The sequence below is a fragment of the Agrococcus terreus genome (assembly GCF_014645235.1).
GTDB classification, from domain to species: domain Bacteria; phylum Actinomycetota; class Actinomycetes; order Actinomycetales; family Microbacteriaceae; genus Agrococcus; species Agrococcus terreus.
This window is the reverse complement of sequence record NZ_BMLM01000001.1, coordinates 825,372-837,793: the sequence shown is the minus strand read 5'-3', so window position 1 is coordinate 837,793 and position 12,422 is coordinate 825,372. Positions and strand designations below refer to the sequence as shown.

The 12,422-nt window shown below is 75.0% G+C and carries 12 protein-coding genes; 7 read left to right on the top strand and 5 right to left on the bottom strand.

Annotated features, from left to right (window positions below):
* The first annotated feature begins 12 nt into the window (after window positions 1-12).
* Both IEW90_RS04055 and IEW90_RS04050 read left to right on the top strand, forming a co-directional pair.
* Window positions 13-1,005 (top strand): dTDP-glucose 4,6-dehydratase, encoded by a 993-nt coding sequence (locus IEW90_RS04055; protein ID WP_188716296.1) that lies wholly within the window; start codon window positions 13-15, stop codon window positions 1,003-1,005.
* On the top strand, window positions 1,002-2,111 hold the full coding sequence (locus tag IEW90_RS04050) for a glycosyltransferase family protein (RefSeq protein ID WP_188716294.1): 1,110 nt from the start codon (window positions 1,002-1,004) through the stop codon (window positions 2,109-2,111). Before IEW90_RS04055 ends, IEW90_RS04050 begins: the two co-directional genes overlap by 4 nt.
* Window positions 2,112-2,131: 20 nt before the next feature.
* Here the strand turns inward: IEW90_RS04050 and IEW90_RS04045 are convergent, their stop codons facing one another.
* Window positions 2,132-3,499 (bottom strand): LCP family protein, encoded by a 1,368-nt coding sequence (locus tag IEW90_RS04045; RefSeq protein WP_188716292.1) that lies wholly within the window; start codon window positions 3,497-3,499, stop codon window positions 2,132-2,134.
* Window positions 3,496-3,996 carry a 5-(carboxyamino)imidazole ribonucleotide mutase gene (gene purE / locus IEW90_RS04040; RefSeq protein WP_188716289.1) on the bottom strand — a complete coding sequence of 167 codons (501 nt, stop codon included), beginning with the start codon at window positions 3,994-3,996 and terminating at the stop codon, window positions 3,496-3,498. The genes IEW90_RS04045 and purE overlap by 4 nt, the downstream gene beginning before the upstream one ends.
* A 361-nt stretch (window positions 3,997-4,357) precedes the next feature.
* On the opposite strand from purE, the gene IEW90_RS04035 reads away from it, so the two are divergent.
* A complete protein-coding gene (locus tag IEW90_RS04035; protein ID WP_188716287.1) occupies window positions 4,358-5,305 on the top strand; it encodes a hypothetical protein in 948 nt (315 codons plus the stop codon).
* A 229-nt stretch (window positions 5,306-5,534) separates the two neighbouring features.
* Here the strand turns inward: IEW90_RS04035 and IEW90_RS04030 are convergent, their stop codons facing one another.
* The 3 genes from IEW90_RS04030 to IEW90_RS04020 all read right to left on the bottom strand — a co-directional run bounded on the left by IEW90_RS04030 (window position 5,535) and on the right by IEW90_RS04020 (window position 7,964).
* A complete protein-coding gene (locus tag IEW90_RS04030) occupies window positions 5,535-6,656 on the bottom strand; it encodes a 5-(carboxyamino)imidazole ribonucleotide synthase (protein ID WP_188716285.1) in 1,122 nt (373 codons plus the stop codon).
* A gap of 88 nt (window positions 6,657-6,744) precedes the next feature.
* Window positions 6,745-7,221 (bottom strand): PH domain-containing protein, encoded by a 477-nt coding sequence (locus IEW90_RS04025; protein WP_188716282.1) that lies wholly within the window; start codon window positions 7,219-7,221, stop codon window positions 6,745-6,747.
* 17 nt (window positions 7,222-7,238) lie between these two features.
* Entirely contained in the window at window positions 7,239-7,964 is a 726-nt protein-coding gene (locus IEW90_RS04020) for a biotin--[acetyl-CoA-carboxylase] ligase (RefSeq protein ID WP_188716280.1), read from the bottom strand.
* Between the two features lie 118 nt (window positions 7,965-8,082).
* Here IEW90_RS04020 and IEW90_RS04015 point away from each other — a divergent pair, with 118 nt between their 5' ends.
* From IEW90_RS04015 to IEW90_RS04000, 4 genes are all read left to right on the top strand, one after another.
* Window positions 8,083-9,693 carry an acyl-CoA carboxylase subunit beta gene (locus IEW90_RS04015; protein WP_373284706.1) on the top strand — a complete coding sequence of 537 codons (1,611 nt, stop codon included), beginning with the start codon at window positions 8,083-8,085 and terminating at the stop codon, window positions 9,691-9,693.
* Window positions 9,693-9,911 carry an acyl-CoA carboxylase subunit epsilon gene (locus IEW90_RS04010; RefSeq protein WP_188716276.1) on the top strand — a complete coding sequence of 73 codons (219 nt, stop codon included), beginning with the start codon at window positions 9,693-9,695 and terminating at the stop codon, window positions 9,909-9,911. The genes IEW90_RS04015 and IEW90_RS04010 overlap by 1 nt, the downstream gene beginning before the upstream one ends.
* A gap of 42 nt (window positions 9,912-9,953) precedes the next feature.
* A complete protein-coding gene (locus tag IEW90_RS04005) occupies window positions 9,954-10,916 on the top strand; it encodes a DNA topoisomerase IB (RefSeq protein WP_188716274.1) in 963 nt (320 codons plus the stop codon).
* A gap of 71 nt (window positions 10,917-10,987) precedes the next feature.
* Window positions 10,988-12,127, top strand: coding sequence for an FAD-dependent monooxygenase (locus tag IEW90_RS04000; RefSeq protein ID WP_188716272.1), 1,140 nt, complete (start codon window positions 10,988-10,990; stop codon window positions 12,125-12,127).
* Window positions 12,128-12,422: the final 295 nt, after the last annotated feature.

The window sequence follows — 12,422 nt, the reverse complement described above, 5'->3', positions numbered from 1 at the left end:
GGAGCGCAGCCCGTGCACATCCTCGTCACCGGCGGCGCCGGGTTCATCGGCTCCGACCTCGTGCGGATGGCCCTCGCCGACCGCCTGCCGGGCCTCGAGGGCGCCTCGGTCACCGTGCTCGACGCGCTGACCTACTCGGGCAACCCGCAGAACCTCGCGGCGGTCGCCGAGCATCCGCACTACGCCTTCGTGCACGGCGACATCCGCGACACGGGCCTGCTCGACCGCGTGCTGCCGGGCGTCGACGCGATCGTCCACGTCGCCGCGGAGAGCCACGTCGACCGTTCCGTGCGCGACGCCTCCGTGTTCGTCGAGACGAACGTGGTCGGCACGCAGCGCCTCCTCGACGCGGCCCTGCGCCACGACGTGCGCCGCGTGCTCCACGTCTCCACCGACGAGGTGTACGGCTCGATCGACGCCGGCGCGTGGGCCGAGGACGCACCGCTGACGCCCGGCAGCCCCGCCGCCGCCTCGAAGGCCGGCAGCGACCTCCTCGCCCGCTCGTACCACCGCTTCCACGGCCTCGACGTGCGCATCACCCGCCACTCGAGCGCCTACGGCCCGCACCAGGCGCCCGAGCAGCGCGTCGCGCGCTCGATCACCGCGCTGCTCGACGACGAGCCGATGCCGGCAGCGGGCGACCAGGTGCGCGACTGGGTGCACGTCGACGACCACTGCCGCGGCATCGCGCTCGCGCTCACCGTCGGACGCCCCGGCGAGGTCTACAACATCGGCGGCGGCGACGCCCTCACGCACGGCCGGCTCGGCGAGCTGCTCGTGGCCGCGGCCGGGCGCGAGCCCGGCTCCCCCCAGGCGGCGCCGGAGCGGCCCAGCCGCGAGCTGCCGGGCTTCGAGGGGCGCCGCGCCGTCGACGCCGCCAAGGCGCGCGCCGAGCTCGGCTGGATGCCCGAGGTGCTCATCGAGGCGGGCCTCGCCGAGACCGTGCGCTGGTACGACGAGCACCGCTCCTGGTGGGCGCCGCTCAAGGAGCGGGCGGCGCTGTGAGCGCGCGGCTCACGGTCGTGCTCGACGAGGTCGGCGAGCGCAGCACCACCATGGTCGGCCGCTACGGCGCCGAGCTCGCCGCGGCGCTCGTGCGCACGGCGCCCGAGGGCGTCGAGGTCGCGGGCCTGAGCCCGAGCGTCTCCGAACGCCGCGCGGAGCGGATCGCCGCGCTCGTCCCGGGCCTCGCCGACCTGCGGCAGACGGCCGTGCCCGCGCGCGAGCTGCGGCAGGCGTGGCTCCACTCGATCGCGACGCTGCCGGTGCGCGGGCTCGTGCACTCGACGAGCCTGCTCGCGCCGCTCACGCGCGACCGCCAGGTGGGCGACCAGCGCACCGTCACCCTCCACGGCCTCCACCCGCTCTCCGACCGCTCCTCGCGCAAGGCCCGCTGGTTCGAGCGGGCGCTGCGGCGCGCGGTGCAGCACGCCGACGGCATCGTCGTGCCGACGACCGCCGTGGCCGAGGATCTCGCGGAGCGCGCCGACGTCGGCTCGCGCGTCCGTGTCGTGCATCCCGCGCCCTCGTCCTGGCTGCACGTGCCCGAGGACGACGACGCCGTCGCCCGCAGGCTCGCGCTCCCCGCGGAGTACGTGCTCGCGATCACGGCGCCGGGCGCGTCGGTGCAGGCGGAGCGGCTCGTCGAGACGATCGCCAGCCGATCGATGCCCGACGTCCGGGTCGTCGTCGCCGGGCCGGTGGAGTGGGGCGAGACGACCCTCGCCGCGCTGGCGGTCGAGGCCGGCATCGCCGCGGGCCGCCTCGTGATGCTCGGCGACCTCGACGACGCCGACCTCGCCGTCGCCTACAGGCGGGCGCTCGCGCACCTCCACGTCTCGGACGTCGACGCGCTCGGCCTCACGCTGCTCGAGGCCGCGGCGCTCGGCACGCCCACCGTGCATCCGTCGTCGCGGTCCCTGCTCGAGATCGGCGGGGGCGCGAGCGTCGCCGCGCTCGGCGGCACCGAGCGGCTCGCGGCGGCCCTCGCCGGGCTCCTGGGCGACGAGGAGGAGCGCGTCCGGCTCGGCCTGCTGGCGCAGGACCGGGCGCGCGCGTTCACCTGGGAGGCCGCGGCCGCCCAGGTGTGGCAGCTGCACGCCGAGCTGTAGCCCGACGGGCCGCCGACGCGCTACGGCTCGGGCGTCTCCGTGGGCGCAGCGACGGCGTCCGCCTCGGCGATCGCCGCCTGCACCATCGCGTGGATCTGGTCGAAGTCCGGGTCGCCGGTCGTGACGCCGGAGTCGGGCACGAGCTCGAGGTTCGTGATCGGCAGCTCGCGCGTCCTGAGCGCCAGCTCCGACAGGGAGCCGATCATCGACTGCGGGATGTCGGTCTCGACCATGTCCGTGCCGGCCCGCGCCAGCTCGGAGTACTTCGTCAGCAGCACCTGCGGCGTGAAGGTGCGGATGAGCGCCTCCTGCACCTGCCGCTGGCGCTCCATGCGGGCGTAGTCGTTCGCACCCGCACGGCTCCGGGCGTACCAGAGCGCGTCGTGGCCGTCGAGCACCTGCGTGCCCGGCTCGATCCAGTCGCGGACCGGTTCGTCCTCGACCGCGATCGGCACCCGCTCCGTCACCTCGAGGCGCAGGCCGCCGAGCGCGTCGATGAGGTCCTCGAAGCCGTGCATGTCGACGAGGACGAAGAACTGGAGCTCCAGGCCGGTCACGCCCTCGACGGCGTCGCGCGTCGCCTCGATGCCCGGGCTCGAGCCCTGGGCCGCCGCATCCGGGTAGAGCTCGGGGTGCGCCTCGCCGTACGTGTACGTGCCGTTGAGGTAGCAGTCGCTCGAGTCGCAGTCGAAGCCGTTCGGCCACGGCCCCCACATGGGCGAGCCCTCGGAGAAGGGCGCGTCGCGCATGTTGCGGGGCACGCCGATCATGGTCGCCGCCCCGGTCTCGGCGTTCACGGTGACCACGGTCATCGAGTCCGCGCGCAGCCCGACGCGGTCGTCGCCGGCGTCGCCGCCCAGGAGCAGGAAGGTGTACCGGCCGTCGATCGGCTCGACCGGCGGGCCGGAGGCGGTGAAGAGGTCGGAGACGAGGCCGCGGGAGGCGTCGACGAGGCTGGCGCCGTAGCCGGCGAGCGCGGCGGGCGCGACCGTGGCGATGACCGCGACGGCCGCGATCGCGGCCCGGGCGCCGCCCTGCACCTTCGGCAGCCGGGCGAGGCGGATCGTGTCGATGCCGAGCACGAGCCACAGGAGGGCGTAGGCGACGAGCAGCACCTCGAGGACGAGCAGGCCGATGGCGTTGCCGACGACCGTGAGCAGCGCCGTGCGCCAGACCGCCCAGAGGATGCCCGCGAGCGCGAGGAGGGCGAGCAGCGCGAGCGTGGCCGCGATGCCGAAGCGGCCGAGCCGCCGGCTGCCGGCGAGCACCTGGGCGCTACCGGGCAGCAGGAAGCCGACGCCGACGAGCCACCAGCCGCGACGCTGCATGACCACCGCGTCGCGCTGATCGGGATCGCGCATCGGCGAGCGCGCCTGGAGCAGGGTCATGCGTCGCCGCCGACGCGCTCCCGCAGCGCGGCGGCCTTGTCGCCGACCTGGCGCTCGAGGTCGGCGGCGAAGGCGTCGAGCCGATCGGCGATCGCCGGGTCGGTCGTGCCGAGGATGCGCGCGGCGAGGATGCCGGCGTTGCGGGCCCCGCCGATCGAGACGGTCGCGACGGGGATCCCGGCGGGCATCTGGACGATTGAGAGGAGGCTGTCGAGGCCGTCGAGGCGCTCGAGCGGCACGGGCACGCCGATGACGGGCAGGCGCGTCATCGACGCGACCATGCCGGGCAGGTGGGCGGCGCCGCCGGCGCCGGCGATGATGACGCGGACGCCGCGGTCCGCCGCCCCGCGCGCGAAGTCGACCATCTTGTCGGGCGTGCGGTGCGCCGAGACGACGTCGACCTCCGCCGCGACGCCGAGCTCGTCGAGCGCGGCCTTCGCCGCCTCCATGACCCGCCAGTCGGAGTCGGATCCCATGATGATGCTGACCGCAGGCATGCCCACCAGGGTAGACCGGCCCTGCGCCCGCCGCCGACGCGGGCCGCGCGGCGCGCCGCTCACCTCCGCACCGCCCGCAGCCCCGCGTCGCAGCCCCACCCGCGCCGCTGACCTGCGCCCGCCCCCTCGCCCGCCGCGCGGTCAGGGGTGTGGTCACAGATGGCCCTCCGCCCGGCGCATCCGGGGCACTCTCTGACCACACCCCATCCACCGCAGTTCGGGGTGTGGTCACAGATGGCCCTCTGATCGATCCCGCGGGGGCCATCTGTGACCACAGCGGGCTGGAACGAGGCGGCCGCAGCTGTCCACAGCGACGAGGGCACGCCGCACGCCGTCCGGCGGGGCGGGGCACCCTGCGCCCATGGACCTCGCCTCCCCCTTCCTCGTCTCCGAGGCGCGCGCCGCTGGCGCAACGCCCAAGCAGCTCAGGGCGGGCCGCTTCGCCGCGCCCGCTCACGGCGTCCGCGTGCTGCGGGCGGCGGTCGACGACGACCGGCTCGTGCTCGACGCGCTCGCGCTCGTCGCCCGCGACGACCACTGCTTCTCGCACACCACCGCAGCGGCGCTGCACGGCATGCCGCTGCCCGCTCGGACCCGCGCGGGCGAGGTGCATGTCGCGGCCCCGACCGCGGGCAGCCGGATGCGTCGACGCGGCGTCGTGGGCCATCGGCTCCGGACTCGCGTCGAGAGCGCGGCCGGCTTGCCGGTGACCAGCCGGATCGACACGTTCGTGCACCTCGCGACGCTCCTCGACCACGGCTCCCTCGTCGCCGTCGCCGACTGGCTCGTCTCCCATCGGCGCGGCGCCGAGCGGATCGAGCCCGCCGACCTCCTCGCGCACTGCGAGCGACGTCGGGGCGCGCCTCGGATCGCAGCCGCCGTCGCCGCCGTGCGCGACTGCGCGGTCGGCAGCGAATCACCGCGGGAGACGAGGCACCGTCTGCTCCTGAAGGACCTCGGGCTCCCCACAGCGGAGCTCAACCTGACGATCTTCGACGAGGACGGCACCTTCCTCATGCGGCTCGACGGCGGCTGGCCGGAGCTGCGCGCAGGCTGGGAGTACGACGGCGAGCAGCACTGGTCGGACCCGCAGCAGCGCGCCAAGGACCTGGATCGGCTCGAGCGTCCGCAGGCGCTCGGCTGGCGCATCCGGAAGTTCGGAGCGCACCATCACCGGCCGGAGGGCAGAGCCGCGCTCTCGGACTTCGTCGCAGAGGTCCGGGCACGCGCTGCGGCCGCCGCGACGACTCCGATCGCACTGCGCGGCTTTTGGTCGCCCTGCCTCGCACCCGACCGGCCGAGGCGCTGATCCGCGCGGCCCGCTCGGCGTGCGGGTGACGGTGTGGTCGGAGGACGCCCCCGACGCGGCTCGATCGGGGCGTGCTCTGACCACACCCGCATCCGCCGGCCGCGATGCAGCGCTACGCGGGTGGCGGTGTGGTCAGAGAACGCCCCTGTAGGGGCGCGACGAGGGCGCTCTGTGACCACACGCATCCGACGGGCAGGGACTCGCAGGGCCGGTTGGCTGCGCGACCGCCTCAGGCGTCGAAGTGCGCGGCCGCCGCGCGGGCGCGGTACGCGACCTCGTCGAGGTCGTCGCCGATCGCCGTCACGTGCCCGACCTTGCGGCCGGCGCGCGTCGACTTCGCGTACGAGTGCACCTTGACGTCGGGATGCGCGGCGAGCGCGCCGGCGTACCGGTCGGCCATGGCGCCCGAGGCGGGCCCGCCGATCACGTTCACCATGACGCTCGCGGGCGCGACGAGCGCCGTCGAGCCGAGCGGCAGGTCGAGCACGGCCCGCAGGTGCTGCTCGAACTGGCTCGTGATCGCTCCGTCGATCGACCAGTGGCCCGAGTTGTGCGGCCGCATGGCGAGCTCGTTCACGAGCACGCGGCCGTCGGTCGTCTCGAACAGCTCGACCGCGAGGACGCCGGTCACGCCGAGGCCCTCGGCCACCTGGCGGGCGATGTCGTCGACGACGGGCTGGATGCGGGCCGCGTCGGGCGCGGGCGCGAGCACCTCGGCGCAGATCGAGTCGCGCTGCACGGTCTGCACGAGCGGCCAGACGACCGCCTCGCCCGAGGGTCGGCGGGCGACGAGCTGCGCGAGCTCGCGGCGGAAGTCGACGAGCTCCTCGACGAGCAGGCGCGGTCCTCCCGCGGCGGCGCCCTCGAGCCAGTCGGCCGCATCCTCGACCGAGCGGACGACGCGCACGCCCTTGCCGTCGTAGCCGCCCGTCGCGGTCTTCACGACGCCGACGCCGCCGTGGTCGGCGAGGAACGCGGCGAGGTCGTCGGCCGAGTCGACCGGAGCCCAGTCGGGCTGCGGCGCGCCGAGCTCGGCCATCCGGGCACGCATCTCGCGCTTGTCCTGCGCGAAGCGGAGCGCATCGGGCCCGGGGTGCACGGCGTGGCCGGCCTCGACGAGCGCGCGCAGCACCGCCTGCGGCACGTGCTCGTGGTCGAAGGTGACGACGTCGACGCCCTCGGCGAACGCGAGCACCGTCGCCGCGTCGCGGTAGTCGCCGACCGCCGTGGCCGCGAGCGAGGCCGACATCCCCTCGCCCTCCGCGAGCACGCGCAGCTCGATGCCGAGCTCGACCGCTGCGGGGATCATCATCCGGGCCAGCTGTCCGCCGCCCACCACGCCGACGATCATGCCGCCGCCTCCTTCGTCTCCACGTCCATCGATCCTGCCCTCCCGCGCGTCGCCGCGCGCGCATCCGTCGTCGCCCGCCGGGCGGGCGTCACGCCTCGGTCTCGGGCAGCGCGCGCCCGCGCGAGCCCAGCTGCTCCGAGAGCATGCGCTGCACGAGGGAGGCGTGCGGCACGTCCGAGAGCACGACCGCGCGGTCGCCGCCCGTCGAGAGCAGCACGTCGCCGGCGCCGAACAGCGCCTGCATGCCGCGCCGCCGCACCGTCACGTCGTGCACGCGCGCGAGCATCGTCTCGCGCCGCGTGCCGCCGAAGCTCGACCTCGTCACCACCCGCTCCGTCGTGAAGGTGAAGCCGCGCGACAGCCACGCGAGCGTCGGCACGATCGTGAGCAGCACCACGACGATCCCCGCGACCGTGAGCACCGCGACGTTCCACAGCGGCCAGTCGACGCGGTCGACGAGCAGCGTCGCCAGGCCGAGCGACCCCCACAGCACGAGCACCGGGAGCACCAGGACGCGCGCGTGCGGTCGCATGCGCGCGATCACGCGCTCGTCGACGGCTGGCACCCGTCGATTCTGCCCGATCAGCGCACGTGGACGACGTCACCGGCCCGCACGTCGACGATCCCGCTCCCGTCGTCGACCTGCAGCTCGCCGTGCGACCCGAGCCCGACCGCGCGCCCCCGCAGCTCGCCGGCGGGCAGCAGCACGCGCACGTCGCGCCCGATCGTGTCGAGGCTCGCCGCGACGGCGGCGCGCAGCGGCTCGGTGCCGAGCGCCGGCAGCAGGTCGTCGAGCGAGCGGATGACGTGGGCCAGCACGCAGTCGGCGAGCACGGGCGCGGTGGCGTCGGCGCCCTCGATCGTGAGCGAGGTCGACGCATCCGTCGGCAGCTCCGCCTCGGTGAGGGTGAGGTTGACGCCGAAGCCGACGGCGACGCCCGTCGAGCGCCGCTCGCAGAGGATCCCGGCGACCTTGCGCCCGTCGACGAGGACGTCGTTGGGCCACTTCAGGCGCGCGCGGTCGGCGACGAGCGGGTCGAGCGCGTCGGCGAGCGCGAGGCCCGCGGCGAGCGGGAGCCAGCCGATCGCGTCCTCCGAGAGGCGCTTCGTGCGCACGAGCACGGTGGCGGCGAGGCACTTGCCGGCGGGCGACACCCACTCGCGGCCGAGCCGGCCGCGGCCGGCGCGCTGGTCGAGCGTCGCCCACGCGGTGAGGTGCTCGGCGCGGTCGTCGACGGCGTCGAACGTCGAGCCGACGGTGCCGAGCTCGACGACGGTCGAGACCCGCGCGGCACCGGGGAAGAGCATGCCCCCAGCCTAGGCCGCGGGCCGCGACGCGGCACGGCGGGACTGGAGAGCTCCGCCTACGGATGCGGGGATGACGCTGTGGCAGTCCACAAAGGCCGTGCATGGGGCGGCGTCTAGAGTGGCATCCGTGACCGACGAGACGACCGCTGCCGCACCCCTGTCGACGACGGCCTCCCGCATCGACGACCTCCGTGACCGACACCGCGAGGCGGTGACCGACAAGGAGCAGAAGGCCCGCGAGAAGCAGGGCGCGAAGGGCAAGAAGACCGCCCGCGAGCGCATCGAGCAGTTCGTCGACCAGGGCTCGTTCGTCGAGTTCGACGCCTACGTGCGCCACCGCACGACCGCGTTCGGCATGGAGCGCAACCGCCCCTACGGCGACGCCGTCGTCACGGGCATCGGTACGGTCCACGGCCGCCGCGTCGCCGTCTTCGCGCAGGACTTCACCACGTTCGGCGGCTCGCTCGGCGAGGTCGCCGGCGAGAAGATCATCAAGATCCAGGACTACGCGATGAAGGTGGGCGTGCCCATCGTCGGCATGCTCGACTCGGGCGGCGCGCGCATCCAGGAGGGCGTGGTCGCGCTCGGCAAGTACGGCGAGATCTTCCGCCGCAACACGGCCGCCTCGGGCGTCATCCCGCAGATCTCGATCGTGATGGGCCCGGCCGCCGGCGGCGCCGTCTACTCCCCCGCGCTCACCGACTTCGTCGTCATGGTCGACAAGTCGAGCCACATGTTCGTCACCGGCCCCGACGTCATCAAGACGGTCACGGGCGAGGAGGTCGGCTTCGAGGACCTCGGCGGCGGCCGCACCCACAACACCGTCTCGGGCGTGAGCCACTACCTGGCCGCCGACGAGGACGACGCGCTCGACTACGTGCGCGCCCTGCTCGCGTACCTCCCGGACAACAACCAGTCGGAGGTGCCGGCGTACGACCACACGGCCGAGCGCGTCGTCAACGACGCGGACCGCCGCCTCAACACGGTCATCCCCGACTCGCCGAACCAGCCGTACGACGTGCTGACGATCATCGAGACGCTCATGGACGACCGCGAGTTCCTCGAGGTGCAGCCGCTCTACGCGCCGAACATCGTCATCGGGTTCGGCCGGCTCGAGGGCCGCACGATCGGCGTCATCGCGAACCAGCCCAAGCAGATGGCGGGCACGCTGAACATCGAGGCCGGCGAGAAGGCCGCCCGCTTCGTGCGCTTCTGCGACTCCTTCTCGATCCCGATCCTCACGGTCGTCGACGTGCCCGGCTACCTGCCCGGCACCGACCAGGAGTGGTCGGGCGTCATCCGCCGCGGCGCGAAGCTGCTGTACGCGTACGCCGAGGCGACCGTGCCGATGGTGACGGTCATCACGCGCAAGGCCTACGGCGGCGCGTACATCGTCATGGGCTCGAAGCAGCTCGGCGCCGACATCAACATCGCGTGGCCGTCGGCCGAGATCGCGGTGATGGGCGGCCAGGGCGCCGTGAACATCCTCTACCGCAACGAGATCAAGCAGGCGGAGGCCGACGGGCACGACGTGGCGGAGGTGCGCTCGCGCCTCGCGAGCGAGTACACGTACAACGTGGCCTCCCCGTTCCTCGCGGCCGAGCGCGGCGAGCTCGACGGCATCATCGAGCCGGCCGAGACCCGCGTGGCCGTCACCCGCGCGTTCCGCGCCCTGCGCACGAAGCGCGTGCAGCGCCCCGAGCGCAAGCACGGGAACATCCCGCTCTGATGGTCGACCCGACCGCGAGCGAGCCGCGCGACGACCAGCCGATCATGCAGGTCGTCAGCGGCTCCCCCACGCCGGAGGAGCGCGCCGCCGTCGAGGCCGTGCTCACCGGCATGGCCGACGAGTGGGCCGAGACGAAGCACCGCACCGTGCTCGACACGGAGTCGGAGTGGCAGGCGCGGTCGCGCACGCCCACCGGGCACCGCTGGAAGCGCGCCTGACGCTCAGCCTCCTGCCCCCCGGCCGCGGCTAGCATCGCGCCCATGGCGAGACTGCGGCGCGCGCATCCGAACGACGATCCCGGCATCCGTCGTCGGAGGGCGGGCTCGGGCTGGTCGTTCCGGCACGACAGCGGGAGGCCCGTCTCCGCGGCCGACCGCGAGCGCGCGCAGTCGCTCGCCATCCCGCCGGCATGGCGCGACGTGTGGATCGCCGCCGACGAGCGCGCGCACATCCAGGTGATCGGCGTCGACGACGCGGGCCGCACGCAGTACCGCTACCACCCCGAGTGGCGCGAGCGCCGCGACCGGATGAAGCACGAGCGGGCGCTCGACCTCGCGGAGGCGCTGCCCGCGATGCGGCGGCGCGTCACCCGCGACCTCTCGCTCGAGGGCCTGCCGCGCGAACGGGTGCTCGCGGCGGCGCTGCGGATGCTCGACCTCGTCGCGATCCGCGCGGGCGGCGACGCGTACGCCGAGGCGAACGGCTCGCACGGGCTCATGACGCTGCTGTGCCGGCACGCGACGGTCACGGACGACACCATCCGGCTGAAGTTCCCCGCGAAGTCGGGCCAGCGCTTCGACACCACGATCGACGACGGCCCGCTCGCGCGCTGCGTCGAGGACCTCAAGGCGGGCCGCTCGGGCCGCTCCCGGCTGCTCGCGTGGCGCGACGACGAGGGCGCCCACCCGCTCCGCGACGCGTCGCTGAACGCGGCGGTCAAGGAGGCGACGGGCGGCGAGTTCACCGCGAAGGACTTCCGCACGCTGCACGGCACGATCGTGGCGGCGGTCGCGCTCGCGCGGGCGCGGGAGGTGGGCACGGCGGCCGAGCGGAAGCGCGCGATCAAGGCCGCGATCGACGAGGCTGCGGAGGCGCTCGGCAACACGCCGACGGTCGCGAAGTCGTCGTACATCGATCCGGAGGTCTTCGAGCGCTTCGAGGCGGGCGAGACGATCGCGCTCAAGGGCGCGCGCGAGCGGGCGCTGCTCGACCTGCTGCGCTGAGCGGCTGGGGGCCGCGACCGGGCGGGCGCGCCGTGCGGTCGGTGCCCAGCGAGGCCGGATAGCGTCGCGGCATGCACGCGATCGTCTCGGGAGCAGGGGTCGCGGGCCTCGCGCTCGCCGGGCGCCTCGGGCGGGACGGCTGGACCGTCGAGGTCGTGGAGCGGGCGGCGTCGCCCCGCGCGGCAGGCTACCTCGTGGACCTCTGGGGCCTCGGGCACGACGCCGCCGAGGAGCTCGGCGTGCTCGCCGCGATCGAGGCGCGGGCGGAGTCGTTCGCCGAACTGCGCGCCGTCGACGCCGCGGGCCGAGTGCGCGGGCGCGTGCCGATCGGGGCGCTGGGCGGCGCGGTCGGCGGCCGCTGGCTCACGGTGCTGCGCCCGCAGCTCGTCGAGGCGCTCGAGGAGTCGCTGCCCGAGGCGGTGCGCGTGCGGCACGGGGCGCAGATCGAGACGGTGCACGACGACGGCGAGCGCATCACCGCCCTGCTCTCCGACGGCGAGCGGCTCGAGGGCGACGTGCTCGTGGGCGCCGACGGCATCGGCTCGCGTGTGCGACGGCTGCTGTGGGGCGCAGATGCGGATGCGGTGCGGCCGGTCGCCGACCTGCTCGCCGTCGCGTGGATCGGCGAGGATCCGCAGCTGGCGGCCGATCTCGGCGGACGCGTCGCGACGCAGGTGGAGCTCGGCAGGCAGCTGCTCGTGGCGCCGCTGGGCGCGACGGAGGTGTCGGGCCTCGCCGTGCTGCGGGGCGTGCCCGCGTCGGAGGCGCGCGGAGCGATCGCCGGGATGGGCGTGCTCGGCCGCCGCGCGGTGCGCGCGATCCGCGCCCCCTACGTCGACCGGGTCGCGCAGACCGAGGTGGCGCCGTGGGTGCGCGGGCGCACGGTGCTACTGGGCGACGCCTGCGCGGCGGTGTCGCTCGTGGCGGGGCAGGGCGCGTCGCTCGCGCTCGCGGGGGCGGCGCGGCTCGCGGAGGAGCTCGCGTACGCGCGGCACCCGAGCGACGTGCGGGCGGGGCTCGAGGCGTTCGAGCGCGACTGGCGGCCGGTGGTCGAGCGGGAGCAGGCGCGCGGTCGGCGGGCTGCGGCGGCGTTCGCGCCGGCGACGCGCGTGGAGCTCGAGGCGCAGCGGGCGCTGTGGCGGGCGACGGCGGTGCCGGGCGTCACGCAGCTCGTGGCGCGCGCGGCGGGCGGCGTGACGACGCGGGCGTAGCGCCCTCTTCCGCCCCACCGCTGGTCGAGGAGCTGCCGGCGCAGCCGGCCGCGTCTCGAGACCACCAGCGCTGCGAGCAGCGAGGCACGCTGTGGTCTCGACTCGCTCAGCCGCCTGCGGCGGCGGAGCGGCTCGACCGACGGAGGCTACGCCTTGCGGAAGGAGGCCACCGCCTCCATGTGGTGGGTGTGCGCGGTGGAGCTGAGGGCGGAGGTCCTGCGGACCTCCGCCGCGGCCCGCAGGGCCGCGGCAGCCGCTACGCCTTGCGGAAGGAGGCCACCGCCTCCACGTGGTG